We start from the raw sequence: 26,579 nt of genomic DNA on the forward strand, positions 1-26,579 counted from the left end.
CAGAAGAACAGCCATATTTCTGCGTAAGAATCCCGACCGCGGCGGTTGCGCGGCCCACAGACTCGATTCACACGAACCGAAGGAGCACGACGATGAGCACCGAGAACATCCGCCCAGGTGACCAGACCCAGACCGCAGCCGAACTGCAGCTCGAGTGGGACGCCGACCCCCGCTGGGAAGGTGTCCGCCGCGATTACACGGCCGACGAGGTCATCGCTCTCCGCGGCAGCGTCCGTGAGGACTCGACGCTCGCCCGCCGCGGCGCGGAGAACCTGTGGAACCTCATCCACACCGAGGAGTGGGTGCCTGCGCTCGGCGCCCTCACCGGCAACCAGGCCGTGCAACAGGTCCGCGCCGGGCTCAAGGCCATCTACCTCTCCGGCTGGCAGGTCGCAGCCGACGCCAACCTCTCCGGCCAGACCTACCCGGACCAGTCTCTGTACCCGGCAAACTCGGTCCCGTCCGTCGTCCGCCGCATCAACAATGCGTTGCTCCGCGCCGACCAGATCGAGTTCGCTGAAACCGGCTCGACCACCGTCGACTGGATGGCGCCGATCGTGGCGGACGCCGAGGCCGGCTTCGGTGGCCCCCTGAACGCATACGAGCTCATGGCATCCATGATCCAGGCCGGAGCAGCAGGCGTGCACTGGGAGGACCAGCTCGCCAGCGAGAAAAAGTGCGGCCACATGGGCGGCAAGGTGCTCGTGCCGACCAGCCAGCACATCCGCACCCTCAACGCCGCCCGGCTCGCAGCCGATGTCGCCGGTGTCCCGAGCGTCATCATCGCCCGAACGGATGCCCTCGCCGCGACACTGCTGACCAGCGACGTGGACGAGCGTGACCGCGAGTTCCTCACCGGTACCCGCACGGCCGAGGGCTTCTACGAGGTGCGCAACGGCATCGACACCGTCATCTCCCGAGGCCTGGCCTACGCCGAGTACGCCGACCTGCTCTGGGTCGAATCGGCCGAACCCGACCTCGAGCTCGCCCGGCGGTTCGCCGAGCGCATTCACCAGGACTTCCCCGGCAAGAAACTCGCCTACAACTGCTCGCCGTCGTTCAACTGGAAATCCCACCTCGACGACGCGCAGATCGCGACCTTCCAGAAGGAACTCGCCGCCATGGGCTACGCCTTCCAGTTCATCACGCTGGCCGGCTTCCATGCGCTGAACCACTCCATGTTCACGCTCGCCCAGGACTACAGGAACCGCGCCATGAGCGCGTACGTCGAACTACAGGAAGCCGAGTTCGCATCGGAAGCGTCCGGTTACACCGCTACGAAACACCAGCGCGAAGTGGGAACAGGCTACTTCGACCGGATCGCGACGGCACTGAACCCGACGAGCGCCACCCTCGCGCTCGTCGGTTCGACCGAAGAAGACCAGTTCCACTGACCCGCACGATACTAAGGACTTTCATCATGAACACACTGCTCGCCGAGCACACCCCGGCACCGACCACCTCCCCCATCCGCACCCAGCAGCCCGCGGGCCCACGTATTGAGCTCGTCGGACGCGTGCACGAGCGCTTCGACGAGATCCTCACCCCCGATGCGCTCGCCTTCCTCGCCGACCTGCACCAGCGATTCGCCGGCTCACGCCACGACCGCCTCGCGGACCGGATGCGCCGCCGCTTCGAGATCGGCAACGGCCGTGACCCGAAGTTCCGGGACGACACCGCCGCCATCCGGGCGGATGCCTCCTGGCGCGTCGCCGGAGCAGGCCCCGGCCTCGACGACCGCCGGGTCGAGATCACCGGGCCGACCGACCGCAAGATGACGATCAATGCGCTGAATTCCGGCGCGAAGGTCTGGCTCGCCGACCAGGAGGACGCGACAAGTCCCACCTGGACCAACGTCATCGGCGGCCAACTGTCGTTGTTCGACGCCATCCGCAGGCAGATCGACTTCACCAGCGCCGACGGGAAGGAGTACCGGCTCACGACCGGTGAGACCCCCACGATCGTGATGCGCCCCCGGGGCTGGCACCTCGTCGAGAAGCACCTGCAGTTCGTCGATTCGTCCGGACAGGCGATGGCCGCATCGGGCAGCCTGGTCGACTTCGGCCTGTATTTCTTCCACAACGCTCAGGCCCTCATCGACGGCGGCCGGGGACCGTACTTCTACCTCGCCAAACTCGAGTCGAGCGAGGAGGCCCGGCTGTGGGACGACGTGTTCTCCTTCTCGGAGCGGCGCTCAGGCATCCCCCACGGAACGATCCGTGCCACGGTCCTGATCGAGACGCTGCCCGCTGCGTTCGAGATGGACGAAATCCTCTACGAACTCCGCGACCACTGCGCCGGCCTCAACGCCGGTCGCTGGGACTACATCTTCTCGATCATCAAGAACTACCGAGGCAGGGGTGCCAGGTTCGTGCTTCCCGACCGCAGCGAAGTCACGATGACCGTGCCGTTCATGCGGGCGTACACCGAACTTCTCGTGAAGACCTGCCACAGCAGGGGCGCCCACGCCATCGGTGGAATGAGCGCGTTCATCCCGAACCGCAGGGACCCTGACGTGACGGCCCGCGCGATCGAGAAGGTGTCTGCAGACAAGAAACGCGAGGCCGGTGACGGTTTCGACGGCACCTGGGTCGCGCACCCCGACCTCATCGACACCGCCCGCGCCGAGTTCGACGCCGTGCTCGGGGAGCGACCGAACCAGGTCGCCCGGCAGCGGGACGACGTCGAGGTGACCGCCGCGCAGTTGCTCGACGTTCACATCGGTCGCGCGGTGACGGATGCCGGCCTCCGCGACAACGTCTCGATCGGCGTTCGGTACCTCGAGTCCTGGCTCCGCGGCATCGGCGCGGCGGCCATCGACAACCTGATGGAGGACGCCGCGACGGCCGAGATCAGCCGGTCACAGATCTGGCAGTGGATCCATCAGGACGTGCGGACGGACGACGGCACCCCGATCACCCGTGACCGGGTCGAAGGCATCCTCTCCGACCTGCTCGCCGACGTCACCCGATTCGACGGCGACCGGTTCGACGACGCCGCCGAGGTGTTCCGCGACGTGGCGCTGAGGGACGAGTTCCCGACCTTCCTCACGGTCGGCGCGTACTCGCGGTTCCTCGTCGACCTGGCGTAGGCATCCCGCTGACGGATCAGGCCGGGCCTGGCGACGCGGACACGGTGTCCGTGTCGCCCGGCCTTTCCCGTGATCCGTCGCCGTCGGACTTTCCGGGCTCCCAGCGCAGGAGATCTCCCGGCTGGCACTCGAGGACTTCGCACAGAGCCTCGAGCGTGGTGAACCTCACCGCCTTGGCCCGGCCGTTCTTGAGCACGGCGATGTTGGCGGGGGTGACCCCGACGCGTTCGGCGAGGGTACCGACGGCCATCTTGCGCCTCGCAAGCATGACGTCGATGTCGACCACGATGGGCATCAGATCACCTCGTTCAGTTCGGAACGCAGCCGTTCTGCCTCGACCTCTCGAGCGACGGCCTGGGCGAGCAGCGCCCTCAGCACGAGGACGATCAGCGCGACGCCCGCGATGACCAGGGCGGCCCCGCAGATGAGTCCGACGATCCCGGGCGCCACGTCACCAGGGGCCAGGAGCACGGCGAGCAGGAAGGTGAGAACGGATGCCGCCGCGATCGCGCCGATCACGACATCCACATATTTGAAGGCGGCGATCGAGAACACCGACCCTCGCCGCACCATGGTCAGGAGCTGCCAGATGCAGACGGCACTGACCTGCATGGTCACGATTCCGAGGACGAGGATCGCGATGAACGCGATCCGTTCCCCGTCCGCTGCTCCGTCGAGGTCGGCCCACACGAGCGGCATCATGACCACCTGCACGAAGAGTGACCCGGCGAGCGCCAGCGCGATCACGATGCGCAGCGCGAGGATGGTGACTTTGCCCATGAGATGCTCCTAATGTCGGTCGATCGAATCGTATCGATAAACAATAGATAGTGCAATCCATTCGATAGCCATGGCCGCCCTCGGAATTTCTCTGGATTGCCCCTTGACCGATCTACTTGTTTTTTGCAAGCATGGCTCTGGGCGGTGACCGCCATCGCCGGATCGTCAAAGGAGTCTCTCGTGACCGACATCTTCGTCAACCTCCCCACAACGGACCTGGAGCGCTCGAAGGCGTTCTATACGGGCCTCGGCTGGGACATCAACCCGGTGTTCACCGATGAGAACGCCGCGTGCGTCGTCATCGACAAGAACATCTTCTTCATGGTCCTCACCCGCGAGTATCTCGGAACCTTCACCGACAAGACGATCATCGACACGACGACGCACGCGCAGGCGTCGATCGCCTTCAGCAGGGACAACCGCGAAGAAGTCGACCTCATCATGGAGAAGGGCATCGCCGCGGGAGGGAAAGAACCCCGCCCGGCCCAGGACTATGGGTTCATGTACTCGCGCGATATCGAAGACCCCGACGGCAACATCCTGGGATTCCTCTACATGGATCCCGTCGCCGCCGAGAAGGGACCTGAAGCGTACATGGCAGGGCAGGGAGCCCAGGCCTGAGGGCCCACCCATGGCAGCTCGTAACTACGGTCAGTACTGCGGTGTCGCCAGCGCCCTCGAGCTGGTCGGCGAACGGTGGGCACTGCTCATCGTTCGCGACCTGCTCGTCGGCCCGCGACGTTACACCGACCTGAAGGCCGGGCTGCCTCGCATCCCCACCAACATCCTCAGCACCCGGTTGAAGGAGCTGCAGGAGGGCGGCGTCATCCGACGCGCCCCGCTTCTCCGCTCCATCGTCTACGAACTCACCGACGTCGGCCGCGAACTCGAGGATGTCGTCCTGGCGCTCGGCCGGTGGGGATTCCGTGCCATGGGCGAGCCTGATGTGGACGACGTCATCACCTCGGACTCGATGACGATGGATTTTCGATCAACGTTCCGGGCGGATGCCGCCTCCACGTTTCCGCCCACCACCTATCGAGCGCGCATCACGGGCGTCGACCTCTCGCTCCGTGTGGACGATGCGACCCTGCGGGTTTCGCCCCCGACGCCGAACGACGCTCCCCCCGACCTGCATTTCGCGGCGGGTTCCGACATCCATGCGGTGATCGCAGGGGACGTCACGGCCGAGGCAGCCATCGAGCAGGGGATCGTGCGGATTCTCGACGGGAACCCGGCGCTTCTCGGACGTTTCGTCTCCACCTTCAGCCTCGCCCCGCAGGCGGTACCCTTCTAACGTGAGCACACCACCGACACTCTCGAAGAAGATCACCGCCATCGCCGAATCAGCAACGCTGAAGGTCGACGCCAAGGCGAAATCGCTGCAGGCCCAGGGCCGCCCCGTCATCAGCTACGCGGCAGGAGAACCGGACTTCTCCACGCCGGAGCACATCGTCGAGGCCGCTGTCGCCGCAGCACGTGACCCGAAGAACCACAGGTACACGCCTGCAGCAGGTCTTCCCGACCTGCGCGAGGCCATCGTCGAAAAGACCCGCAGGGACTCCGGCCTCGACGCATCCATCAACCAGGTTCTCGTGACCAACGGCGGCAAGCAGTCGGTGTACGAGGCATTCCAGGTGCTGCTCGACCCGGGCGACGAGGTCATCGTGCCCACGCCGTTCTGGACCACGTACCCCGAAGTCATCGCCCTGGCCGACGGCGTCGCCGTCGAGGTGTTCGCGGACGCCTCCCAGAACTACCAGGTCACCGTCGAGCAGCTCGAAGCCGCACGGACCGACCGCACCAAGGTGCTGCTCTTCGTTTCACCGTCGAACCCGACCGGCTCCGTCTACTCTCCCGAGCAGACCGCCGCGATCGGACAGTGGGCACTCGAGAACAACCTCTGGGTCATCACAGATGAGATCTACCAGAACCTCACCTACCCTTCGGCAGGCTCAGGGACCGCCGCGAAGGCGCTCTCGATCGTCGAGGCCGTGCCAGAGCTGGCCGGGCAGACCCTGCTCGTGAACGGCGTCGCGAAGACCTACGCGATGACCGGTTGGAGGGTCGGCTGGACCGTCGGACCGGCATCAGCCATCAAGGCACTGTCCAACCTGCAGTCGCACCTGTCCGGCAACGTCAACAACGTCGCCCAGCGGGCAGCGATCGCCGCGCTGACCGGCCCGCAGGACGAGGTCGTGGCCATGCGCCAGGCCTTCGACCGCCGCCGCGGTGTCATCGTCGCCGAACTCAACAAGATCGAGGGCTTCCACACCCCCACGCCGCAGGGCGCGTTCTACGTCTACCCCGACGTCTCCGCACTGCTCGGTCGCGAGTGGGGCGGGGTCACCCCGACGACGTCGCTCGAGCTCGCCGACCTCATGCTCGACCAGGCCGAGGTCGCCGCCGTCCCGGGTGAGGCCTTCGGACCGTCGGGCTACCTGCGCTTCAGCTACGCGCTCGGCGACGACGCGTTGCTCGAGGGCGTGCAGCGGCTGCAGAAGCTCTTCGGCTAGCCCGCTCCGCGCTCGCGCGGGTGGTTCGGCCTGACGCGGGTGGTTTCTCACCCGCGCGACGCTGAAACACCCGCGCGAGGCGTCAGAGCGAGAGGCCGACGAACACGGGTTCGGGCTGAAGCACGACTCCGAACTCGGCGGCGACGCGCGCCTGCACGAAACGCGCGAGCGCGGCGATCTCGTCGGCGGTCGCTCCACCCGTGTTGGTGAGGGCGAGGGTGTGCTTCGTCGAGATTCCCGCTCGTGACCCCGGAAGCCGGAACCCGCGACGGATGCCCGAACGCTCGATCAGCCACGCGGCGCTGAGCTTGACCTGGGCGTTGTGTTCGAACGACGGAGTGGGCACGGTGCCGTCCCACTCGCGGAGCGGGATGACGACCGCGTCGTCGTGTCCCTCTGCGATCGGCCAGCGCGGAGCATCCGCGGGAAGCGACCGTGCGAACGCCTCCGAGACGATCGGGTTCGTGAAGAAGGAGCCGGCACTGAAGGTGTCAGGATCCGCTGCGTCGAGGACCATGCCCTTCGATGCGCGCAACGTCAGAACAGTGCGCCTCACGTCTGCGATCGGAAGTCGATCTCCCAGGTCGACACCGAGTGCCGAAGCGAGCTGGGCATAGCCGATCGGAGCGCTGAGCCCGCTGTCGTCGCCGAGCTCGAGTTCGATGGCGAGCACGACGCCATCGCGTTCGGGCACCGAGCCACCATGGCGTTTGAGCACGGACGTCCGGTAGCCGAGTGCGAGTTCGTCGGCAGGCACGCGGACGACCTCGGAACGCTCACGGTCGAGGAAATCGATCGACACGAGCGCGGATTCGAGTTCCTGCCCGTATGCGCCGATGTTCTGAATCGGAGCAGCGCCGGTCGAGCCGGGGATGCCGCTGAGGGCTTCGATCCCGCTCCATCCGTTCTCGACAGCGGTCGCCACGAGCGCGTCCCACGGTTCACCGGCTTCGACCCGGAGCCGCACCCGCCCTGCGGGGGCATCGAGCCGTTCTATCCCGCTGGTCGCGACGAGAACCACCGTGCCGTCGTAGCCGTCGTCGGAGGCGAGGGTGTTCGACCCGCCACCGAGGACGAGTGGCTCCTCGCCGTTCTCCCACTCGTCGGCGACGGCGGAGACGAGCTCTTCGCGGGTGGTCGCCCGGACGAGGCGAACGGCGGGGCCGCCGACCTTCAGCGTTGTCAGGTCGGCGAGCGTCTCGGTCATCGCCGCCTATCCCAGCGCAACGACGACCTGGGCTTTGCCGAGCACCGTGGAGCCGTCGAACGTCACGGTGAGGTCGACGCGGGCCGTGGTCTCGGTGAGCGCGCCGATCTTCGCGGTGACGGAGACGGTCGCGCCCGACTCGGGGTCGACAGGAACGGGCCGGGTGAACTTGACCTGGTAGTCGGCGACGAGGGCGGGGTCGCCGACCCAGTCGACCACCGGCTGGACGGCGAAGCCCATGGTGAGCATCCCGTGGGCGAGAACGCCTGGGAGCCCGACGGATGCGGCCACGTCATCCCGGTAGTGGATGGGGTTGAAGTCACCGGATGCCCCGGCGTAGCGGACGAGGGAATCCCGGCTGAGCGCGAACTCCCGCTCGGCGACGACATCGCCGACGGTCAGGCTGTCGAGAAGCGGGGCGCTCATTCGCCACCTCGCACGACGAGGGTGGAGATCGCGGTGACGACGTGGGCACCTGACCCGTCGAGCATTTCCGACGACGCGGTGACCATGGCGTGGGGGCCGAGGGTCTTCACGCTCGTGACAGTGAGCGTCGCGGTGAGCTCGTCGCCTGCGACGATCGGTCGCGAGTAGGTGAAGCGCTGGTCACCGTGCACGACGCGGGAGAAGTCGATCCCGGCGTCGGGCTCACCGAGCAACTGCGCGAGGGTGTGCTCCTGGATGACGACGGGGAAGGTGGGTGGAGCGACGACGTCCGCGTGACCGGCCGCAACAGCGGCATCCGGATCCAGGTTGATCGGGCTGGTGGCGAAGACGGCGCGCGAGAACTCACGCACCTTCTCCCGTCCGACCAGGTAGGGCGGGGCCGGCGGGAAGACGCGACCCTGGAGTTCGGGGTTTACTGACACGGCTCCAGCCTACCCGGCGCCCTTCGCGGGTTCCCTGCGCCCACTCTCGCCGCGGGCGGTGCTCCCGACGGTTATTTGCGTCCGGCGCCGAGCAGACCGCCGAGCAGGTCTCCGATTCCCCCTCCGGATCCGCCGCCGAGAAGCCCTCCGAGGATGTCGCCGATCCCGCCGCCGGACGACTCGGACGATTCGGACGACGAACCGCCGCCGAGAATTCCGCCGAGCAGGCCCCCGAGACCGCCCTCTGGTTCGGTCTTCGGCTGCTTCGGTTGCATCGGTTCGGTCGGCTGTGCCGTCTCGGTCGACTGCTTCCGTTCGAGGAACTGCTTCGCCAGGTAGCTGAGAACGATCGGCGCGAGAATCGGGAGAAGCTTGCCGACAAGGCCACCTGTTCCCTGGCTGGCTGCGGCGGGCTGTGTTCCCAGGGTCGCGACGACCTGTTCCCGATTCGGGCCGAAGATGTGGCTGACGATTTTGTCTCCGTCGTCGGTGTCGACCTCGGCGAGGTCCACGCCGCCCTCCACGAGGGACGGGGAATGCTTCGACACCGCCTTCTCGATGGATGCCGCACCGCCGGGATCGTGCGCATTCGCCTCCAGCCCGCTGACAAGAGCGGGGAGCGCCTGCTCGACGGCGGCCCGTGCCGTCTGCTCGTCGACGCCGAGTTTCGCGGCGACGTCGCCGATCGGGATCTGGCTCATCAGTTCATCCATGGATGCCATCGGGTCTCCTCCGCTCTCGGCCTCCCCTGTGGGCGGCGCTGTCCCTCAGGCTAGCCACGGCCGGGGGCAGGGCATAGGGGCTTGCTCAGCGAGGTGTACGCAGTGCCTTCACTGTCAGCTGCACGGCGATGACGGCGACGAACGCGGCGAACACGAGGTTCGCAACGGCCGGATCCAGCGCAGCAGCAGCGAGCGCCCCGAGCGCCGTCGTCGTGCAGGCTGCGACCCCGATCACCGCGGCTGCGCGAAGATCCACGTTGTGGCGGCGGAGGTTGCCGAGGGTCCCTGAGATCGCGGTCGGGATGATCATCACGAGCGATGTCCCTTTGGCGACGAGGTCGCTCGCGCCGAACAGCACGATGAGCATGGGAACGATGATCACTCCGCCGCCGATGCCGAGGAGACCGGACAGGACCCCCGTGACGAGCCCGAGTGCGAGCAGACCGAGCACGGATCCGACGGTCAGGTCGATGACGGAGTCGCGTGACGGAATCACGAGGAAGAGACTCACGATGATGACGACCAGGAAGCCGATGAAGGCCCAGCGCAGAGCCTGCAGGGGCAGCCGGTTGAGCAGGTGGCTGCCGATCTGGGCGCCGCCGATCGCTGCCAGGGCGAGCAGGGCCGCCGCGATCCAGTCGACAGAGCCGGCGACCGCGTAACTGATCACGCCGACGAGGGCCATCGGCACGATTGCGGCGAGAGACGTTCCTGCCGCAACTCTCTGGTCGAATCCGAACAGGAGGACAAGGGCGGGAACGATGAGGATGCCGCCGCCGACCCCGAACAGCCCGGACAGGAATCCGGCGACGAGGCCGAGGAGAACGAGACCGATCCACCATCGCGTTGGGTGCTGCTGCGGCATCCGTCTCCCTGCTCTGGACCGTGCACATCGACGCTATCACCGGCGGCGGCGGGCGATGCCCGGTAGCGTTGAGCCATGCTGATCCGGGATGCCCACGCCGACGACTGGGAGAGGATCTGGCCGATCCTCTGGGAGATCGTCGCCGCAGGTGAAACCTACTGCTGGCCGAGGGACACCTCGGAGGACGCCGCGCGAGCGTGGTGGATGGAGAAGCCGGGAGGGCGGGTGTTCGTCGCTGTCGACGAGAACGGAACGGTTCTCGGCACGGCGGAGATGCACCCGAACCAGCCGGCCGCCGGCTCCCACGTCGCGAACGCGGGGTTCATGGTCGCCTCGAATGCTTCCGGACGCGGAGTGGGGCGGGCCCTCGCCACCCACGTCCTCGATCGGGCGGCGCGCGACAGATACCACGCCATGCAGTTCAACGCCGTTGTCGAGACGAACACTGCGGCGATCGCGCTGTGGCAGTCGCTCGGCTTCACCATCCTGGCCACCGTGCCCGAAGCATTCGACCACCCATCCGACGGCCTCGTCGGACTGCACGTCATGCACCGGGCGCTCGATACCCCTGCTGCCTGACAGTCGCCGCCAATAGAGCGGCGAATTTGGCCCGCGCGATGACGGACGGCCGGGGACTGGCAGAATTGTCCCAGGCGTTGAAGAGCTCGTCGCCGGAGAGAAGAGGTTTCCCGATGAAGGTTATTGCCGATACTGAGGTGTGTGTCGCTGCCGGCGTCTGTGTGACTCTCGCCCCGGCCGTGTTCGATCAGGACGACGAGGTCGGCAAGGTCATCCTCCTCGCGCCGAACCCGGACGCCGAGGATTACGAGGCCGTTCGCGACGCCGTGCTCAGCTGCCCGTCGGCCGCCCTCCGCCTGCAGGACGATGAATGACCGGTGACCCCACCAGCATCGCGATCGTCGGTGCGTCGGCCGCAGGGCTGACGACCGCCGCCGCACTGCGACGGAACGGGTACGACGGCGACGTCACACTGATCGGCGCGGAAGCGCATCGGCCGTACGACCGTCCGCCGCTCTCCAAACACCTGCTGTCCGGCGAATGGGATGCCGCCAGGGTCCAGTTGAAGACCGAGGACGAGTTCCGCGACCTCGCCGTCGGCTTCCGTTCCGGAGTGGCCGCGACCGGGCTGGACCTGGACCGCAGCACCCTGTCGCTCTCAGACGGCAGCGACCTGACTTTCGACCGGCTCGTTCTCGCCACCGGGGTCCAGCCGCGCATCCTTCCGGGGAGCAGAGGCGTCACCGGTGTGTACACGATGCGCACCATCGACGACGCCGTCGCCCTCCAGGGTGAACTGTTGCCCGGCCGTCGTCTCATCGTCGTCGGGGGCGGATTCCTCGGGACCGAGGTGGCCGCGACCGCCGTCGGGCTCGGCGTCGACGTCACGGTCGTCTCCGGTGCAGCAACGCTGCTCGAGCGCAGCCTCGGTACCGCGGTCGGCGAGCAGGTGGCCCGGCTGCACCGTGCGCACGGCGTGACACTCCACACCGGACCGGCATCGATCGTCACCACGGTCGACGCAGAGGCCGGTCGGGTCAGCGGCGTCACCCTGGTCGACGGTTCGGTACTCCACGCGGACGTGGTCTTCGTGGCAATCGGAGCGGCCCCCCACCTCGACTGGCTTCGCGGCAGCGGCATCCGGATCGGCGACGGGATCGAGTGCGCCCCCGACCTGTCGGCGGCACCGGGTGTGTATGCGGCCGGCGATGTCGCCCGCTGGGACAACCCGGTCTTCGACCAGTCGATGCGGGTCGAGCACCGCACCAACGCCACCGAACAGGGAATGCACGTGGCCCGCAGGCTGATCGACGGCGAGAGCACCCCGTTCGCCGCGGTTCCCTACTTCTGGACCGACCAGTACGACCACAAACTCCAGGTCCACGGCTGGTTGCGCGGCTACGACGAAGTGCGCGTCGTCGAGGGATCGTTCGACGAGCGCCGGATGATCGCCCTGTTCAGACGCGGCGGACGACTCGTCGGTGTGATGGGCATCGGAGCGGCGAAGGCTGTTCGACAGTGGCGTCAGCACATCGTCGACGGTGAGAGCTGGGCGTCGGTCGTCGACTCCTGACCTCTGTTCACGCGGGCGGCGAAGTCCTGCACCGGCGCCCATGGGGTGGGACGGCGGCTGGCGGCCTCGTGCACCGGCGCCCATGGGCGCCCGACCACACCCTCGGCACACGATGCCGTCAGCCGCCTGAGTACAAGCACGGCTTCGCTTCGCTCGCCGGCGTGCGTGGAGCTTCGGGGGGCGAGTGGGCCCAAAGGGATGCGCGGCCGGCGCACGAACGACCTTTCGGGACCGATCGATCGCGAGAGTGACCCTTCAGGACCGATCGGCGTCGTCAACGGAGTGATCGACGGCGGGGTGCTGCCCATAGTGGGCCGCGAGGTGGCGGAAGCCCTCGTCGAGCGACACCGCCGGCGTCCACTGCAGGTCGGCCCGGGTCCGACGCTGGTCGAACCAGTGCGCCGTCGACAGCTGCTCGGCGAGGAACCTGGTCATCGGAGGCTCATCGGTGCCCGGCTTGAGCCGCCAGGCGGCTTCGATGATCGACCCGGCGGTCTTCGCGACGGATGCCGGCACCCGCCACCGCGGGGCGCTGACTCCGCCCGCCGCGCACATCGCCGCGATCAGCTCGGCAACGGGCCTGGGCTCTCCATTGGTCACCACGTATGACTGTCCATGGATGTCGTCGACACGTGACAGTGCCGCAGCGATGGCCGAAGCAGCGTTGTCGACATACGTCGAGTCGATGAGTGCCGCCCCCGAGTCGAGCAGGGGAAGCCTGCCGTGCCTGGCGCGCTCGATCACGCGCTCGACGAGCTGGGTGTCGCCGGGACCCCAGACCAGGTGGGGTCGAACCGCGACGACACGGAAAACGTCTGAATCGGCCCGCAGCACCTGCAGTTCAGCCTCAGCCTTGGTGCGGGCGTAATCTCCCCTGGCGCTGAACGGGTCGGCGGCGAGCGCGTCGTCGCCGACGATCGAGGATCCGGCGTGCGCCACTGACGGCGAGGAAACGTAGACGAACCTCTCGATGCCTTCTGAACGGGCAGCGTCCATGAGGTAGCGCGTCCCCGCGACATTGACGACATCGAACTCGACGGGGTCTCCGGCGAGGGAGACCTTTGCCGCCAGGTGCACGACCGCGTCCTGCCCGCTCACGGCCGAAGCGACCTCGTCCGGTTCGGTGACCGACCCGAGAAGATCCTCGGCGCCTGCGACGCCAGACGCCCGTCGCTGGAAGCAGCGGACCTCGTGCCCGGCGGAGATCAGTTCGGCGGCGACGGCGCGGCCGAGCAGGCCGCTGGCCCCGGTGACGAGGACTCTCACGGCGAGACCATCCGCCCGCCGGAGAGGATGCCGCCGGCCCACTCCGAGAGCGCAGACCGGTTGATCTTCGAGTTGTGCCTGATGTCGGTGGGCAGGTGCGGCACGACGAGCACGGCAGCGACCGGCACGTCGACGGCAGCACGAACCGCGGCGGCGAGCTGCGGTGACGCGAGCCCGACCCGGCGTGCGACGGGAGAGGTCTCCACCACGGCGACGACCTGTTGCACGCCGCGTGGGCCGATCCCGACGACGGCGGTCCTGGCCACCCCGGCGACGGTCTCGATGCGCTGCTCGGGCCCGACCGGCGTGACGACGCCGCCCGGGGTGGTGATGACGTGCGGCATCCGCCCCTCGACCCAGAGCCTGCCTGCGGCGTCGAGGTGACCGACGTCACCTGTGCGATGCCAGCGCTCTCCGGGGATCCCGCCGCGCCTGCTCGCGCGGTGGGTGAGCCAGAGACGGTCGTAGTGGTCTTCGACGTGTGGGGCGGAGACGAGGATCTCGCCCGTGACGAGCGGGGCATCCGTCGGCTCGCCGGTCGCTGCACCGGCATCATCGAGAGGCGAGATCCGCACGCGCGTGGGGCCGGAAGGGGTCCCGACACAGACTCCGCCGGCACCGGTTACGTCAGCCGATGCGTCGCGGATGCCGTCGAGGGTGATGTCGGTCATCAACAGCCCTTCGGTCATGCCGTACGGGGTATGTGCCGTCGCGCCTGGCATCAGCGCCGAGATGGCGGCGAGGAGCGGTTCGGACACCGGGGCGCCTGCGGAGAGGAACTGTTCGACGCCGCCGAGGGCACGGTGGTCGTCTGCGGTGAGGTCGCCGGCCGTCGCGACGACATTGGCCACAGCCGCCGGGGAGAGGAAGACCACTGTCCCGTCGACCGCCTTCACCGCTGCGGCAACGGCCGTCGCGGTGAGCGTCTTCGGAGAGGTGACGTCCATGTCGGGCGTGACCGAGCGCGCACCGAGGGCAGGGCCGAGCAGGGCGAACGGTGCGAATCCGGCGACGAGTCCCGTCCCGACCCCGACGCCGTACTGGGCGGCCAGGGCGTCGCGCACGGCCGAGAGCTGTGCGTGCGTGTAGACGACCCCCTTGGCGGGGCCGGTTGAGCCTGAGGTGAAGAGGATGGCGGCGGTGTCGTCGGCGGCCGGCGGCGACGGCATCCGTTCGTCCGATCCGAGGTGGATGAGTTCGGCGAGGGTGTGCGACACCCCGAGCGCGCGACGCACCGGCGCGGGGAAGGTCGCCGTCGAGATCTTCTGGCCGGGCCAGCCCAGCGCGCGGGCGGCGGCGAGGCCGGGGGCCGCACCGATGACGTGGTCGGGGCAGGCGCCGCGGACCGCGCGGGTCAGCCCGCCGAGGCCGAGTCCTGCGTCGGCGACAACCACGACGGCTCCGATCCGAAGGCAGGCGTAGAGAACGGCGACGAGGTCGGCGCTCGGCGGAATGAGGAGCGACACCCGGTCGCCCTTCTTCACACCGGCGTGGCCGAGGCCTGATGCGAGCTGCCGCACCCGCCGAGACAGGAGCCGCCAGCTGACCACGCGCGGGGCGTCGCCTCCCGAAGGGACCATGTCGATGACGGCGGTCTCGGCGCTGTCGCTGAGCTCGTCGAGGTAGTGCCAGAGCGGCGGGCGGTCGTGGGTCGCGTCGACGGTCGGCATCGTCTCGGGGGTACGGATGCTGTCGCCCAGCCAGGTGAGCAGAGCAGACGCGTAGTCGACGTCTTCGGCGACGAGGTGACCGGCGCCCTCGAACCGATGGACGTCAGCGTGCGGCATCCTGTCGATGAGGTCGTCGAGGTACCTGTCGCTGAAGATCGGATCGCGCGGGCCCCAGAGCATGAGCGCGGGGACACGGAGCCGGGTGACGCCGTCGGCGATCCGATCGAGCTCGGCGCGACTTTCGTGGTCTGGGGCGACGGGGATGTCTGCGACGAAACCGCCGATCCCTCCGCGCCGATCCGCCGACCGGTATGGGGCGCGGTAGCCGTCCTTGACCTGCGCCGACAGCGCAGGGTGGGCGAGGGCGAGAGTGGTCTCGAGGAACGCAGGCGTCGACACGGTGGACGCGCTGAGAACGCCCGGGCGAAGTGCGAGCCGGAGCGGCGCCGGGATCGGCCGCGCCTCCGGCTGGTGCACAGCGGTATTGAGAAGCATCACCCCGGCGAGCAGGTCTGGGTGGTCGACCGCCCAGCCCAGTGACACGACTCCGCCCCAGTCGTGCCCGAGAGCGATCACCCTGCCGGCCAGGCCGAGAGCGTCGGTCAGGTCTCCGAGATCCCTGACCCGCCGCGCGAGCGGACGCACGGTTCCCGTGCGCTCCGAGAATCCCATGTCGAGCTGGTCGACGGCGACCACCCGCCAGGCGTCACCGCCGGCAGCCGCCGTGGTCGTCGCCTGGTCGACCAGTCGCCGCCAGAGGTACGACCAGGTCGGGTTTCCGTGGACGGCGAGGATGGTGCCGACCGGTTCGACACCGAGTTCGGCCAGTCGGTCGGCATTGTCGAGGAGATGCCACCCGCGATCGACGGATGCTCCGCGCTCGCGGGCCCGCACCACCCGGGAGAACGCCGGGTCGAGCCCGTCGAGGCCGGGTGGGGGCGACGCTGCCGGCGAAAGGGTTCCGGCTGCGGCGGGCAGTCGGAAGCTCACCAGGCGATTTCCATCATCGCGGTGTTGAGCCCTGAGCCGACCCCCATGAGCAGGACACGGTCGCCGGCGCGAAGGCTTGCCGACTCGCGCTCGAGAGTGATCGGGATCGATGCAGGACCCACGTTCCCGAGCTTCGGGTAGGTCAGCGGGACCCTGGTCCGGTCGATGCCGACGGCCTTGATGATGGCATTGGTGTGCACGTCGGAGACCTGGTGCATGATGTAGCGGTCCATGGCTGACCAGCTCCAGTCCCTTCGGGCTTCCTTCCAGGCGGACACGACCAGTTGCATCCCGCCCTTGAGCAGCGCCTTGGCGTCGGTGAACATGCCATCGACGCTGCCGACGCAGAGTTCGTTGAACTGGGTGGCCGCCCTGGTTACGCCACCGAGGATACGGTGACCCCCGGGGTTGGCATCCGCCCTGCCGAGCACAGCGGCTGCCGCACCTGAGCCGAGGGTCAGGCTGGCGAACTCGCTCATGAAGTCCTTGCGGCTGATGCCGTCACGGCCGAGCCGTTCGATGGTGTTGTTCTGGATGTCGTCGGCGTCTTCGCCGTCGATGATCATTGCGTATTCGATCTGACCCGAGTCGATGAGCTGGGCGGCAAGGCTCATGCCGTTCACGAAACCGAGGCAGGCGTTCGCGATGTCGAAGTTGATGGCAGACGAGGGCAAGCCGAGTCCGTGGTGCAGCTTGACCGCGACCGACGGCTCGAGGTGTTTCCGGGTCACCGATGTGTTGATGAGGAGGCCGATCCGGTCCGCGGAAACACCTGCGGACGCCAACGCGCGCTGCCCGGCATCCACGGCGGCCCGGTCGAAGGACTGGGTGTCGTCCCAGTTGCGCCGCTCGTGCACACCGGCGACGCGCTGCAGCAGCCCGGTCGGCAGTTTGAGGCGGGTGAGGACGGAACTCAGCCTGGAGTCGATCTCCTCCGACGTGGTGACGCGCCTGGCGAGGGTGCTCGTGACAGACAGCAACGCAACGTTACGGTGCGTGGTGGTCGCGTTTCCGTCCACGGGGACTCCCTGTCGAATTGCAAGATCGGGCTACATGCTGCCCACCGATTTTACGTCGCCTCAGGCTGAACGTTGACCGGCTTGCATTCTGGCGGCCGAGACGGAGGTTTCCGGTGGGGTTGCACCTGCACGCTCTGGAGGCCGTGCGGCCGCGTCCAGCGCCACCGTCGCCGCCCGTCGTCCCTCGGCGATGAGGCGGGGCACATCGCGCATGGTCCACTGCGCCATCCCCTCCATCTCGGGTTCGATCAGCACGATCGACGGGTCGCGCCTGAGGTCGGCGGTGAGGTTCTGGGTTCGCATCATCCGCACGTTCTCCCACTTGGCGTGCAACCTCACCACGATCGTGCGGGATGCGCCGAGAGCGCGCGCGGCGTCGACCGGGACGTTGTCGAGGATGCCGCCATCCGCCAGCAGCGCGTCACCGCGGCGTACGGGCGGGAGGAGGCCGGGGACGGCGATCGTCGACCTCAGTGCAACGCTCAGCGGTCCTTCGTCGATCGTCACGGTGCGCCGGGTTCGAAGGTCGGTGGCGACTGCAGCGAATCGGCGGGGAAGCTGCTCGATCAGCGGATCGGCGCCGAGAGCGCCGCGCACCGCATCCGCGAGCGCTTCCGTGTCGAGCAGGCCCCAACGGGGAACGGACGACCACCTGGCGATCGCGCGCCAGCGGAACCCGAGCGCCGCATTCTCGATCGCCGACGGTTCGATGCCTGCGGCGTAAGCCGCTGCGACGAGCGCGCCCGAACTGGTCCCTGTGGCGATCCCCGGACGGATGCCGCGTTCGGCAAGCACCTGGAGAACGCCGACGTGGGCGGCTCCGAAGGCGCCCCCACCGCCGAGGGTGAGCCCCAGGGTGCGATCGTCGCTCACGTGGTTCCTTCTGCGTGCGGTCAGGAAAAGGAGAAAGCCCCGAGGTGGCGAGACCTCGGGGCCACATGGGAAGAGGCTTTGAGAGCCTTTCCCCGTAGCAGGAGCGGGATTCGAACCCGCGACCTCACGATTATGAGTCGTGCGCTCTCACCAACTGAGCTACCCTGCCGCGAAACTTCGCCCGGCTGTCCGAGAAAGTAACGAGCCCCGAGTCGGGTTTGAACCGACGACCCCTTCCTTACCATGGAAGTGCTCTACCACTGAGCTATCGGGGCGCAACCATTTCAAAATGGCACCAGTAGAGAATAGCACCACTCTGGGTGCCTCTTGAACAGCGTGCCGCTGGAAGGCGCTTCGACGTAGCATGGGGCGAGGACGCCCATGAATACGAACCCGAACGCCCCGGCAATCGACATCACCCTCGGCGACCGATACCGGCTCATCAGCCTGATCGGTACCGGCGGTATGGCGTCGGTCTACCGTGCCCGCGACGAAACCCTCAACCGCGACGTGGCGATCAAACTGTTCAGGGTCGCTTCGACGAATCCGTCGGACTTCCGGCGTCAGCAGGGCGAGGTCGCGATGCTGGCCAGCCTCAGCCACCCGGGCCTCGTCACCCTCTTCGACGCCGGCAACGACGAGACGGACCCTCTGAACCCGCGCTCGTACCTCGTGATGGAACTGATCTCGGGTTCGGACCTCCGCAACGCACTCGACACGGGACCGCTCCCCGTCGACGAGGTCCGTCACATCGGCGCCGACCTCGCTGACGCGCTCCACTACATCCACGAGAAGGGTGTCGTCCACCGGGATGTGAAGCCCGCGAACATCCTCCTGGCCCACACGGCTGGGACGGACACCAGGGCGCATCCGAAACTCAGTGATTTCGGCATCGCCAGGCTCGTCGACGGTGCCCGCCTGACCGCGACGCATTTCACCGTCGGCTCGGCAGGCTACCTGAGTCCAGAGCAGGCCCGAGGCGACAATGTCGGACCCGCCACGGACGTCTACTCACTGGGGCTCGTCCTGCTGGAGTGCATCACCGGCGAACGGGCGTTCGCCGGACACGGTCAGGAAGCCGCCCTCGCCCCGATCACACGCGATCCCGCCATCCCCGACGACCTCGACCCGCTCGTCGCCGAAACAATCGCGGCGATGACGTCGCGCACGGCGGAATCCAGGCCCAACGCGCACGAGGTGGCCCTTGCATTGAGAGGTATCGCTCCCGTACACGGATTCCGGAAGAGCGCGGACGCCGAATCGGATGCCACGGCGGCGATGACCGCGCTGGCCGACGTCGCCCCGGAACCCACCAAACTCTTCCCGGTGCAGACCGAGACCGAGGTCACTGCCGTCCTGGAGAAGGGGCCGCCCCCGCTCCCCACGCACTCCCCTACGATTGCCGCTCCGGCCCGACGCACCCGAGCGTCAAGGACTCCGAAGAAGCGGACCCGCACGCTCGTCATCGCCGGCACCATCGCCGCCGTCGTGATCGCCGTCGCTATCGGCATCGGTGTGATGAACGGACAGGGTGAGGCGAACCCCGCCGTCGACTATCCCGCCGTGCCTGGGACCATCGGCGAGCACCTCAAGGATCTTCAGGACAGCGTGACGCCATGAGAACACGACTTTTTTCAGCGATCGCCTCGGCCATTCTCGTTCTCGGGCTCACCGCCGGCTGCCAGACCAGCGCACCTGATCTCGGTGCCGAGCAGGCCAAAGCATTCCAGGCCCGCGTGCTGGCTGCCAGCTCGTCCGTCGCGGACGGTGGGTATGCTGCCGCACTCGAGGAGCTGACAGCACTCGAAACAGAACTCGACGCCGCCGCAGCGGATGGCACCGTCTCGTTCTCACGCCATCAGCGCATCGATGCCGCACTCTCGGCGGTGAAGGCAGACCTCCAGGCCGCGATCGACGCCCAGGCCCCCGCCGAGCCCACCGAGACGGTCGCGCCGGTCGCACCGACGGACGAGACCGACACCCCTCCCGATGAGGAGACCGAAGCCGAGAAGAAGGCCAGGGAGGCGACGGAGAAGGCAGCTGAAGAAGCCAGGAAAAAGGCGGAAGAAGCCGCGAAGAAGCTCGCTGAGGAACAGAAGAAGGCCGACGAGAAGGCAAAAAAGGACGCCGAGAAGGACGCCGAGGATGACGGCGAAGACGGCGAGGGGTGAGTGGATGGCACTCCACGGCACCCAGACCGTTCTCCTTCGCACGGCGCTCGCCTCGGCGCTCGTGTTCGGGCTCTCAGGGTGTCAGAGCGCTCCGTCTGACCTGAGTTCCGACGGGGCGGAACAGCTTCAGACCCGCGTGCTCTCGATCACCACCGCGATCGCGGACGGCAGCTACTCGGGCGCGCTCGACGAAGTGGCCGCACTGGAAGCGGATCTGGATGCCGCAGCCGCTGACGGGACGATCTCGTTCTCCCGCTACCAGCGCATCGAGGCGGCACTGACCGTGGTCAAGGCCGATGTCCAGGCTGCCGTCGACGCACAGGTCACTCCGGCGCCCACCGAGACGGCGACGCCCGTCGCGCCGGTCGATGACGATGACGATGACGATGACGATGACGAGGGTCCAGGAGCTCCGGGCAAAGACAAGGACAGAGGGAAAGGGAAAGGCAAGGACAAGCGGGAGAAGCCCGCAAAGCCGAAGGGCTAGCCGACGGGAATCCCCCGCAACGACCAGGCCAGGAACACCGGCCCCTGTGCCTGTACCCGGATCCCGTCCTCGCTGGCCAGCAACTCTCCTTCGCCGAACAGCGGGACGGCGTCCGTGACGCCGGCGACGGCATCCGGTTCGAGCAGGATGTCGACGTCTGAGCGCGCGGCGACGATCAGGATGCTCTCATCAGCACTCTCGCGGACGAAGGCGAGCACGTCATCGCCGACGTGGAGCCAGCGCATCCCGCCGCCGTTCAAGGCCGGGCGGTTGCGCCTCAGCCCGATCAGTGCCGCATAGAGGTCGATCGTGTCGGCAGCCGCGTCGAGCTCTCCCCACGGGATCGGCGTCCTGGAGTGTTCTCCGTCGACGCCGGTCAGTCCGAACTCGTCGCCGGCGAAGACGACAGGGATCCCCGGGAGTGTCATCGACAGTCCTACGGCGACGGGGATGACGCCGGGGAGTGCCCTCGTCGCGAATCGCGGGGTGTCGTGGGTGTCGAGGGCGTTCATGTTCGCGAGGCGGGTGCGCCAGGGGAACCCGGCCGAGAACTGGCGATGCGCCTCGTAGAACTGGACCCCGCTGTAGGTCGGGATCGCGTCCATGGTCATCCCGAGGCCGCCTCCTGCCGGGCTCCCCGGCCGGGACAGCCAGCCCCACAGCGGTCTGGTGAAGTTCGCGTAGGTCATGGCACCGTGCCAGGCGTCGCCCTGGAAGTCCGTCGAGGCGTCGTTCGTGGACTCGGCCAGGAGGATGGTGTCCGGGTTCACGTCGATCATCGTGCGTCGGATCGTCTGGCGCACGTCGGCGTTCAGGTCCTCGTCGCCGTATCTGCCTGTCATGTTCGCGACGTCGATGCGCCAGCCGTCGAGGGAGTACGGAGGTTTGAGCCAGGCCGCGACGACCGAGTCGTCCCCGCCGATGAATCGACGGCGCAGTTCGGGCGAGTTCCAGTTGAACTTGGGCAGGCTGGGCACGCCGAGCCAGGACGCGTAGGTCTCCTGCTCGTCGTCCAGCCAGTGGTAGAAGTCGCTTTCGACGGCTTCGGGATGCCGGTGGGCGGCAACGAACCACTCGTGGGCGTCTCCAGAGTGGTTGCTGGTGAGGTCGCCGATGACAGTGAGCCCGCGAGCGTGGGCGGCGTCGGTCAGCCGCGCCAGGGCTTCGTCCCCACCGAGGAGCGGGTCGACGGTGTCGAAGTTGGAGGCGTCGTAGCGGTGATTCGACCGGCCGGGGAACACAGGCGTGAGGTACAGCATCGTCACACCGAGTCGCTCGAGGTGGTCGAGACGTTCGACGATTCCGTCGAGGTCGCCGCCGTAGAGCTGCGACGACCGCGCAGGCGGGACCAGGTCGACGGCATCCGTCCATCCGGCGGGGATCGCCCAGTCCGGGATCTCGCGGTCGTCTGCGGCAGCCGAGCGGGCGAAACGGTCGGGGAAGACCTGGTACATCACCGTCGACGCCGCCCAGGTGGGCGCAGGCGGGTGCGTCGTCAGCTTGAAGTCTTCGCTGTCCAGCGTCTCGATCCGGAAAACCCCTCGCGCGTTCACCCAGAGGTCTGTACCGTCGTCGAGCCTGACGAGGAACCGGTACCCGTGCACCGGATTCTCGATGAGGATCTCCGCTTCCCACCAGACCCAGCCGTCTGCGGCGTGCAGCCGGTCGGCTGTCGAGAGCCGGGGCTCCCTGTCCGGGTTCGACCTGACCCGCACGGCCCTGACCGGACCGAGCGCCTCCGGGACACGGATGCGCACGCGAACCACGTCGCCCAGGTCAGGCGAGAGGTTGGAGACGTACAGCGGTGAACCGTCGTGGTGCGGTTCGAGCACGCTACTTGACTGCCCCAGCGGTCAGACCGCTGACGATGTACTTCTGCAGGTAGAGGAACAGTGCCATCACGGGCAGTGCGGCGAGCACGGCACCGGCGGCGAATACGCCCCAGTTGCTCGTGAACTCGTCCGAGACGAACTGGTACAGCCCGACGGCAAGGGTCTGCTTCTCCGGGGTCACGAGCACGACGCTCGAGATGACGAAGTCGTTGGTGGTGGCGATGAAGCTCAGCAGACCGACGACCGCGAGGATCGGCGCGACGAGGCGCAGGATGATCGTGAAGAAGATCCGGGCATGGCCGGCACCGTCGAGTTTGGCGGCCTCATCGAGCGACGACGGCACCGTGTTGAAGAAGCCGTACATCAGGTAGGTGTTCACGCCGAGCGCGCCTCCGAGGTACACCATGATGAGTGCGATCTGGTTGTCGAGCCCGAGGATCGGGAAGATCTCGCCGAGCGTCGTCAGGAGCAGGAAGATGGCCACGACGGCGAGCAGCTGCGGAAAGATCTGCACGATCAGGAGCGAGAGAAGCCCCATGCGTCGGCCGGTGAAACGCATCCTGCTGAAACAGTAGGCGGCGAGGGCACCGAGGAAAACGGTGCCGACTGCCGTCGTGATCCCGATGACGAGGGTGTTCGCGAACCAGGCGGCGTATGGCCGCTGCGGGTTGTTGAACAGTTCGACGTAGTTGTCGACGCCGATCGATGAGAACAGCCCGTTGGACTGGAGCAGGGTCCCGATCGGGTTGAGAGATGCCGACAGCACGTAGAGCAGCGGGAACACCGAGAAGACGATCATGACGATACCGATGAGGTGCCGCCATCCGGTTGCCGCGAACCAGCGGGAGAACTTGAATGGTCGCTTCTCGGGGATCGGCAGCGGCGAGGACGCGGTTCCGGAGATGACGGGTGCTGAGGTACTCATTAGTTCAGATCCTCCAGGGCCTTGGTCTGCCGGAAACTCACGATGGAGATGATCGCGACGATGAGGAAGATGATGATCGAGAAGGCGCTGGCGAGACCGTAGTCGCGGTTCGCGCCGACGAACGCCACCTTGTAGACCATCGAGATCAGGATGTCGGACGCGCCGACGTTGATGCTGGCTGCGGCATCCCGTGGCCCACCGTTCGTGAGCATGTAGATGAGGTTGAAGTTGTTGAAGTTGAACGCGAACGACGCGATCAGCAGCGGTGCGATCGAGACGAGGAGAAGGGGGAACTTGATCCGCCTGAATACCTGCCACGGGTTCGCGCCGTCCATCTTCGCCGCCTCCTGCAGCTCATCCGGGATGGATTGCAGCGCTCCGGTGCAGACAAGGAACATGTAGGGGAAACCGAGCCACAGGTTCACGAAGAGGATGCTGAACTTCGCCAGCCACTCATTGGTGAGCCACGGGATCTCCGCCCCGCCGAGGAGCGCGAGGTTGACGAAACCGAAGTCCTTGTTGAGCATGCCCGCCCAGACCAGTGCGCCGAGGAAACCGGGGAAGGCATAGGGCAGGATCATCAGCACGCGGTAGAACTTGCGCCCGCGCATCCGCATGTCGTTGAAGACGATGGCGAGGAAGAGGCCGAGGACGAACGTCGTCGCGACGCTGAGCAAGGCGAACGCGAAGGTCCAGGCTGTGACGCTGAGGAGCGGCCCGCGGATGCTCTGGTCGGTGAACGCCTTCACGTAGTTCTCGGCGCCGACGACGACGCTCCAGCCCGGGAGGAGTTCCTCACCGCTCTCGGAGGTGAATGCGCCGTTGCCTGTGTCGGAGTAGACGACCCCGGTGTCGGTGTTCGTCATCGTGTCAGCGGCTTCGTCAAAGCTCAGCGTCGAAAGGTAGAGGTAGGCGCTCGAACCGTCCGGCGTCCGGAGCGCTCCATCGTTCGGATCGTCCGAGATCTGCACGGTCATGGCCGCGATGGCGTCCTGGTTGGCGATGATCTCGGTGAAGTCGAGAGTGTTGTACCCGGGGACGCTGACTGCCTTGTCGCCGGACATCTCGGCGTCGGAAACCTCGGTCAGCGGCGTCTCGGTGTTACCGATCGACACTTCGCCGTCCGGGTCCGTGACGAGGAAGTTGAAGGCGCCGAGTTGCTCGACGATCGTGAGCCCGTATGTGGGCGAGTCGGGAACACGGTACTGAGCCGACTGGATCAACGCGGTGACGGCGTCGTCCTTGGTGCTGTTGTGGCCAGTGCCGTAGTTGGTGAAGGAGATATAGGCCGTATAGCCGATCACGAAGACCTGGAAGATGAGCAGGAAGATCAGGCCGGGCGCCAGGTACTTCAACGGGAGCAGTCCGCGCCTGAAATAGATGACATTGATGGCCGCGGTCACGACCAGCACGATCGCGAAGATCACCCAGTCCTGCTTGAGGAACAGGATGAACAGCGCGTAGACCGCGATGGCGTCGACGACCGCGAGCAAGCCGATCTTGACCAGCAGGGCGACGATGCCCCCAGATGCCTGCTCGGCGATCCGCCCGGCGCGCTTCGATCGTTTGGACTCGGCGATCTGCGGGGTGTTCTCGGTGGTCGTGGGCTTCGTGCCTGTGCTCATTGTCGCCTCAGTGTGTTTCTTGGCATCGACGGGACGAGAACGCCGGCCGGGAAGCGGATGCTGCCCGGCCGGCGATGCGTCTCGTTATTCTGCGATCGCAGCCTGGATGTCTGCGGTCATCTTCGTCCAGAGCGACACGGGGTCGCCACCGTCGATGATGGCGGCTTCGGTGACGCCCCAGAACTGCCAGACCTTGCCCATCTGCGGGATGGACGGCTGCGGGACACCGTTGGCGCCGACTTCACCGAACGCGGCGACGATCGGGTCGGATGCGGCCTTCTCGAACGAGGCGGTCAGGGCCGGCGGGCGCTGGCCCTTCTCGAACAGGGCCGTCTGGACTTCTTCGGTGCCGATGAAGTTCGTGAGGAACTCGTTGGCCGCGAGGGTGTTCTTGCTCTTCGCCGAGACGAAGAAGCCCTGGACGCCCACGAACGGCTGTGCGACCTCGCCACCCGCGGACGGGATCGGGTCGACGGCCACGTCGATACCGGCTTCCTGAGCCGCTCCGACGTTCCACGGGCCGGTGATGAAGTACGGGCTCGCGCCGGCGTTGAACTTCTCCTTGGCGATGTCACCCGTGATCGACGTGCTCAGCAGTCCTGCAGCACCCTGCTCGCCGAGCCAGGTGGCGAACTCGGTGCCCTCACCGATCTGAAGGTCTTCGGGGTTGTAGCTGCCGTCTTCGTTGGTGCCGAAGACGGGGGCGCCGAAGGAGGTCTGGAACGGGTACAGGTGGTACGGGTCGCTCTCGGGACCGACCTGGACGAGGAACGGGAACTCGGTGCCTGCGGCCGTGCCGTCGGCGACCATGTCGTCGTAGTCCGTCGGTGCCTCTGCGGCGAGCGCCGTGTTGCGGAGCAGCGCGATGTTCTCGATCGCGTACGGCAGACCGTAGGTCTTGCCCTCGTAGCTCATCGCCTGGACGGCGACGTCTTCGAACTCAGCGGCCTTGTCGCCGAGCTCGATCGGCTGGACGACACCGTTGGTGACGAGGTTGCCGAGCCAGTCGTGCGCCCCGATGGTGATGTCCGGGCCCTTGCCCGACGGAACCTGGGCGATGAACTCGTCCTGGATCTTGGCGAAGTCCTTCTGGACCAGCTTGACCTTGACGCCGGACTCCTTGGTGAAGTCGGCAGCCGCGTCCTTGAGGACGGGTGCGCGGTCGGCGTCGACCCAGACGGTCAGGGTCGCGTCGGATTTGTTGTCGTCGTCGGAGGTGTTCCCACCGCCGGCGCATCCGGCAAGCGCGATCGTCGCGATGGTCGCAATCGCGCCGGCCTTCAGAAGTGAAGAGTTTTTCACCCTCATTGGTGTGTGCCTTTCATCAGGATCCTGTCGAGTGAGTGGCCTCGTTGCCGCCCTCGGATGCCGGGTGCTGTGTCCCGTCTCCCTCGTGGGGAGCTCCTCGGAAGTGAAAGGCCGTTCTCTCGGTGCCCGCAATACTGCAAGCGTTTCCAGATATACCTGCTCGATGAACAAAGTACAAGCTGACAGGAGCGAATGTATGCGCAATCGTGACTTCGACGCTGCCCCCTTGTAGGCAAGCGCTTCCACATGCCACAGGCGATGCCATAGAGTA

General features: G+C 67.1%; 26 protein-coding genes and 2 tRNA genes. 11 read left to right on the forward strand and 17 right to left on the reverse strand.

What is annotated here, in order from left to right; translation table 11 throughout:
- The first annotated feature begins 92 nt into the window (after positions 1-92).
- Both aceA and aceB read left to right on the forward strand, forming a co-directional pair.
- Positions 93-1,394 (forward strand): isocitrate lyase, encoded by a 1,302-nt coding sequence (aceA, locus tag AC1M0F_RS09865; protein ID WP_480238052.1) that lies wholly within the window; start codon positions 93-95, stop codon positions 1,392-1,394.
- Between the two features lie 26 nt (positions 1,395-1,420).
- Positions 1,421-3,091: a malate synthase A gene (gene aceB / locus AC1M0F_RS09870; protein WP_480238053.1), complete on the forward strand. Its 1,671-nt coding sequence runs from the start codon at positions 1,421-1,423 to the stop codon at positions 3,089-3,091.
- Positions 3,092-3,107: 16 nt separating this feature from the next.
- Here aceB and AC1M0F_RS09875 read toward each other — a convergent pair whose 3' ends face one another.
- Both AC1M0F_RS09875 and AC1M0F_RS09880 read right to left on the reverse strand, forming a co-directional pair.
- Positions 3,108-3,386 (reverse strand): helix-turn-helix domain-containing protein, encoded by a 279-nt coding sequence (locus AC1M0F_RS09875; protein WP_480238054.1) that lies wholly within the window; start codon positions 3,384-3,386, stop codon positions 3,108-3,110.
- Positions 3,386-3,871, reverse strand: a complete 486-nt coding sequence (locus tag AC1M0F_RS09880; RefSeq protein ID WP_480238055.1) for a DUF2975 domain-containing protein — start codon at positions 3,869-3,871, stop codon at positions 3,386-3,388. The genes AC1M0F_RS09875 and AC1M0F_RS09880 overlap by 1 nt, the downstream gene beginning before the upstream one ends.
- A gap of 180 nt (positions 3,872-4,051) precedes the next feature.
- On the opposite strand from AC1M0F_RS09880, the gene AC1M0F_RS09885 reads away from it, so the two are divergent.
- From AC1M0F_RS09885 to AC1M0F_RS09895, 3 genes are read left to right on the forward strand one after another with little or no spacing between them, the layout of a single operon-like run.
- On the forward strand, positions 4,052-4,492 hold the full coding sequence (locus tag AC1M0F_RS09885; protein ID WP_480238056.1) for a VOC family protein: 441 nt from the start codon (positions 4,052-4,054) through the stop codon (positions 4,490-4,492).
- A gap of 10 nt (positions 4,493-4,502) precedes the next feature.
- Positions 4,503-5,168 carry a winged helix-turn-helix transcriptional regulator gene (locus tag AC1M0F_RS09890; RefSeq protein WP_480238057.1) on the forward strand — a complete coding sequence of 222 codons (666 nt, stop codon included), beginning with the start codon at positions 4,503-4,505 and terminating at the stop codon, positions 5,166-5,168.
- Between the two features lies 1 nt (position 5,169).
- A complete protein-coding gene (locus AC1M0F_RS09895) occupies positions 5,170-6,387 on the forward strand; it encodes a pyridoxal phosphate-dependent aminotransferase (RefSeq protein WP_480238058.1) in 1,218 nt (405 codons plus the stop codon).
- A gap of 82 nt (positions 6,388-6,469) precedes the next feature.
- Here the strand turns inward: AC1M0F_RS09895 and AC1M0F_RS09900 are convergent, their stop codons facing one another.
- From AC1M0F_RS09900 to AC1M0F_RS09920, 5 genes are all read right to left on the reverse strand, one after another.
- Positions 6,470-7,594, reverse strand: coding sequence for a UDP-N-acetylmuramate dehydrogenase (locus AC1M0F_RS09900; protein ID WP_480238059.1), 1,125 nt, complete (start codon positions 7,592-7,594; stop codon positions 6,470-6,472).
- A gap of 6 nt (positions 7,595-7,600) precedes the next feature.
- Positions 7,601-8,020, reverse strand: coding sequence for a MaoC family dehydratase (locus AC1M0F_RS09905; RefSeq protein ID WP_480238060.1), 420 nt, complete (start codon positions 8,018-8,020; stop codon positions 7,601-7,603).
- Positions 8,017-8,463, reverse strand: coding sequence for an FAS1-like dehydratase domain-containing protein (locus AC1M0F_RS09910; RefSeq protein ID WP_480238061.1), 447 nt, complete (start codon positions 8,461-8,463; stop codon positions 8,017-8,019). Before AC1M0F_RS09910 ends, AC1M0F_RS09905 begins: the two co-directional genes overlap by 4 nt.
- A 71-nt stretch (positions 8,464-8,534) precedes the next feature.
- On the reverse strand, positions 8,535-9,185 hold the full coding sequence (locus tag AC1M0F_RS09915) for a DUF937 domain-containing protein (protein WP_480238062.1): 651 nt from the start codon (positions 9,183-9,185) through the stop codon (positions 8,535-8,537).
- An 85-nt stretch (positions 9,186-9,270) separates the two neighbouring features.
- A complete protein-coding gene (locus AC1M0F_RS09920) occupies positions 9,271-10,050 on the reverse strand; it encodes a sulfite exporter TauE/SafE family protein (protein ID WP_480238063.1) in 780 nt (259 codons plus the stop codon).
- Between the two features lie 75 nt (positions 10,051-10,125).
- On the opposite strand from AC1M0F_RS09920, the gene AC1M0F_RS09925 reads away from it, so the two are divergent.
- The 3 genes from AC1M0F_RS09925 to AC1M0F_RS09935 all read left to right on the forward strand — a co-directional run bounded on the left by AC1M0F_RS09925 (position 10,126) and on the right by AC1M0F_RS09935 (position 12,142).
- Positions 10,126-10,629 (forward strand): N-acetyltransferase family protein, encoded by a 504-nt coding sequence (locus AC1M0F_RS09925; RefSeq protein ID WP_480238064.1) that lies wholly within the window; start codon positions 10,126-10,128, stop codon positions 10,627-10,629.
- Positions 10,630-10,742: 113 nt separating this feature from the next.
- Complete coding sequence (locus AC1M0F_RS09930) at positions 10,743-10,943, forward strand: ferredoxin (RefSeq protein WP_480238065.1); 201 nt, start codon at positions 10,743-10,745, stop codon at positions 10,941-10,943.
- A complete protein-coding gene (locus tag AC1M0F_RS09935) occupies positions 10,940-12,142 on the forward strand; it encodes an NAD(P)/FAD-dependent oxidoreductase (RefSeq protein WP_480238066.1) in 1,203 nt (400 codons plus the stop codon). The genes AC1M0F_RS09930 and AC1M0F_RS09935 overlap by 4 nt, the downstream gene beginning before the upstream one ends.
- 255 nt (positions 12,143-12,397) lie before the next feature.
- Here AC1M0F_RS09935 and AC1M0F_RS09940 read toward each other — a convergent pair whose 3' ends face one another.
- From AC1M0F_RS09940 to AC1M0F_RS09965, 6 genes are all read right to left on the reverse strand, one after another.
- Positions 12,398-13,408 carry an NAD-dependent epimerase/dehydratase family protein gene (locus tag AC1M0F_RS09940; protein WP_480238067.1) on the reverse strand — a complete coding sequence of 337 codons (1,011 nt, stop codon included), beginning with the start codon at positions 13,406-13,408 and terminating at the stop codon, positions 12,398-12,400.
- Positions 13,405-16,068, reverse strand: a complete 2,664-nt coding sequence (locus AC1M0F_RS09945; protein ID WP_480238068.1) for an alpha/beta fold hydrolase — start codon at positions 16,066-16,068, stop codon at positions 13,405-13,407. Before AC1M0F_RS09945 ends, AC1M0F_RS09940 begins: the two co-directional genes overlap by 4 nt.
- The gene (locus tag AC1M0F_RS09950; RefSeq protein ID WP_480238069.1) at positions 16,065-17,087 is read right to left on the reverse strand and encodes a 3-oxoacyl-ACP synthase III; all 1,023 of its coding nucleotides are present in this window, start codon (positions 17,085-17,087) and stop codon (positions 16,065-16,067) included. Before AC1M0F_RS09950 ends, AC1M0F_RS09945 begins: the two co-directional genes overlap by 4 nt.
- Positions 17,088-17,147: 60 nt before the next feature.
- Complete coding sequence (locus AC1M0F_RS09955) at positions 17,148-17,960, reverse strand: patatin-like phospholipase family protein (RefSeq protein WP_480238070.1); 813 nt, start codon at positions 17,958-17,960, stop codon at positions 17,148-17,150.
- Between the two features lie 95 nt (positions 17,961-18,055).
- Positions 18,056-18,129 (reverse strand) — tRNA-Met (locus tag AC1M0F_RS09960).
- 34 nt (positions 18,130-18,163) lie between these two features.
- Positions 18,164-18,235: transfer RNA gene (locus AC1M0F_RS09965), tRNA-Thr, on the reverse strand.
- Between the two features lie 106 nt (positions 18,236-18,341).
- Here AC1M0F_RS09965 and AC1M0F_RS09970 point away from each other — a divergent pair.
- Genes AC1M0F_RS09970 through AC1M0F_RS09980 form a run of 3 tightly spaced genes read left to right on the forward strand, consistent with a single transcriptional unit; the run spans position 18,342 to position 20,618 of the window.
- Positions 18,342-19,580, forward strand: a complete 1,239-nt coding sequence (locus AC1M0F_RS09970; protein ID WP_480238071.1) for a serine/threonine-protein kinase — start codon at positions 18,342-18,344, stop codon at positions 19,578-19,580.
- Entirely contained in the window at positions 19,577-20,131 is a 555-nt protein-coding gene (locus tag AC1M0F_RS09975; protein WP_480238072.1) for a hypothetical protein, read from the forward strand. Before AC1M0F_RS09970 ends, AC1M0F_RS09975 begins: the two co-directional genes overlap by 4 nt.
- Positions 20,106-20,618 (forward strand): hypothetical protein, encoded by a 513-nt coding sequence (locus tag AC1M0F_RS09980; RefSeq protein ID WP_480238073.1) that lies wholly within the window; start codon positions 20,106-20,108, stop codon positions 20,616-20,618. Before AC1M0F_RS09975 ends, AC1M0F_RS09980 begins: the two co-directional genes overlap by 26 nt.
- Here AC1M0F_RS09980 and AC1M0F_RS09985 read toward each other — a convergent pair.
- From AC1M0F_RS09985 to AC1M0F_RS10000, 4 genes are all read right to left on the reverse strand, one after another.
- Entirely contained in the window at positions 20,615-22,450 is a 1,836-nt protein-coding gene (locus AC1M0F_RS09985) for a glycoside hydrolase family 13 protein (protein WP_480238074.1), read from the reverse strand. The genes AC1M0F_RS09980 and AC1M0F_RS09985 overlap by 4 nt on opposite strands.
- A gap of 1 nt (position 22,451) precedes the next feature.
- Positions 22,452-23,375 (reverse strand): sugar ABC transporter permease, encoded by a 924-nt coding sequence (locus AC1M0F_RS09990; RefSeq protein ID WP_480238075.1) that lies wholly within the window; start codon positions 23,373-23,375, stop codon positions 22,452-22,454.
- Positions 23,375-25,000 carry an ABC transporter permease subunit gene (locus AC1M0F_RS09995; protein ID WP_480238076.1) on the reverse strand — a complete coding sequence of 542 codons (1,626 nt, stop codon included), beginning with the start codon at positions 24,998-25,000 and terminating at the stop codon, positions 23,375-23,377. Before AC1M0F_RS09995 ends, AC1M0F_RS09990 begins: the two co-directional genes overlap by 1 nt.
- A gap of 84 nt (positions 25,001-25,084) precedes the next feature.
- Positions 25,085-26,308, reverse strand: coding sequence for a sugar ABC transporter substrate-binding protein (locus AC1M0F_RS10000; protein ID WP_480238077.1), 1,224 nt, complete (start codon positions 26,306-26,308; stop codon positions 25,085-25,087).
- Positions 26,309-26,579 lie beyond the last annotated feature (271 nt).

The organism is Mycetocola sp. Y719 (assembly GCF_056713205.1).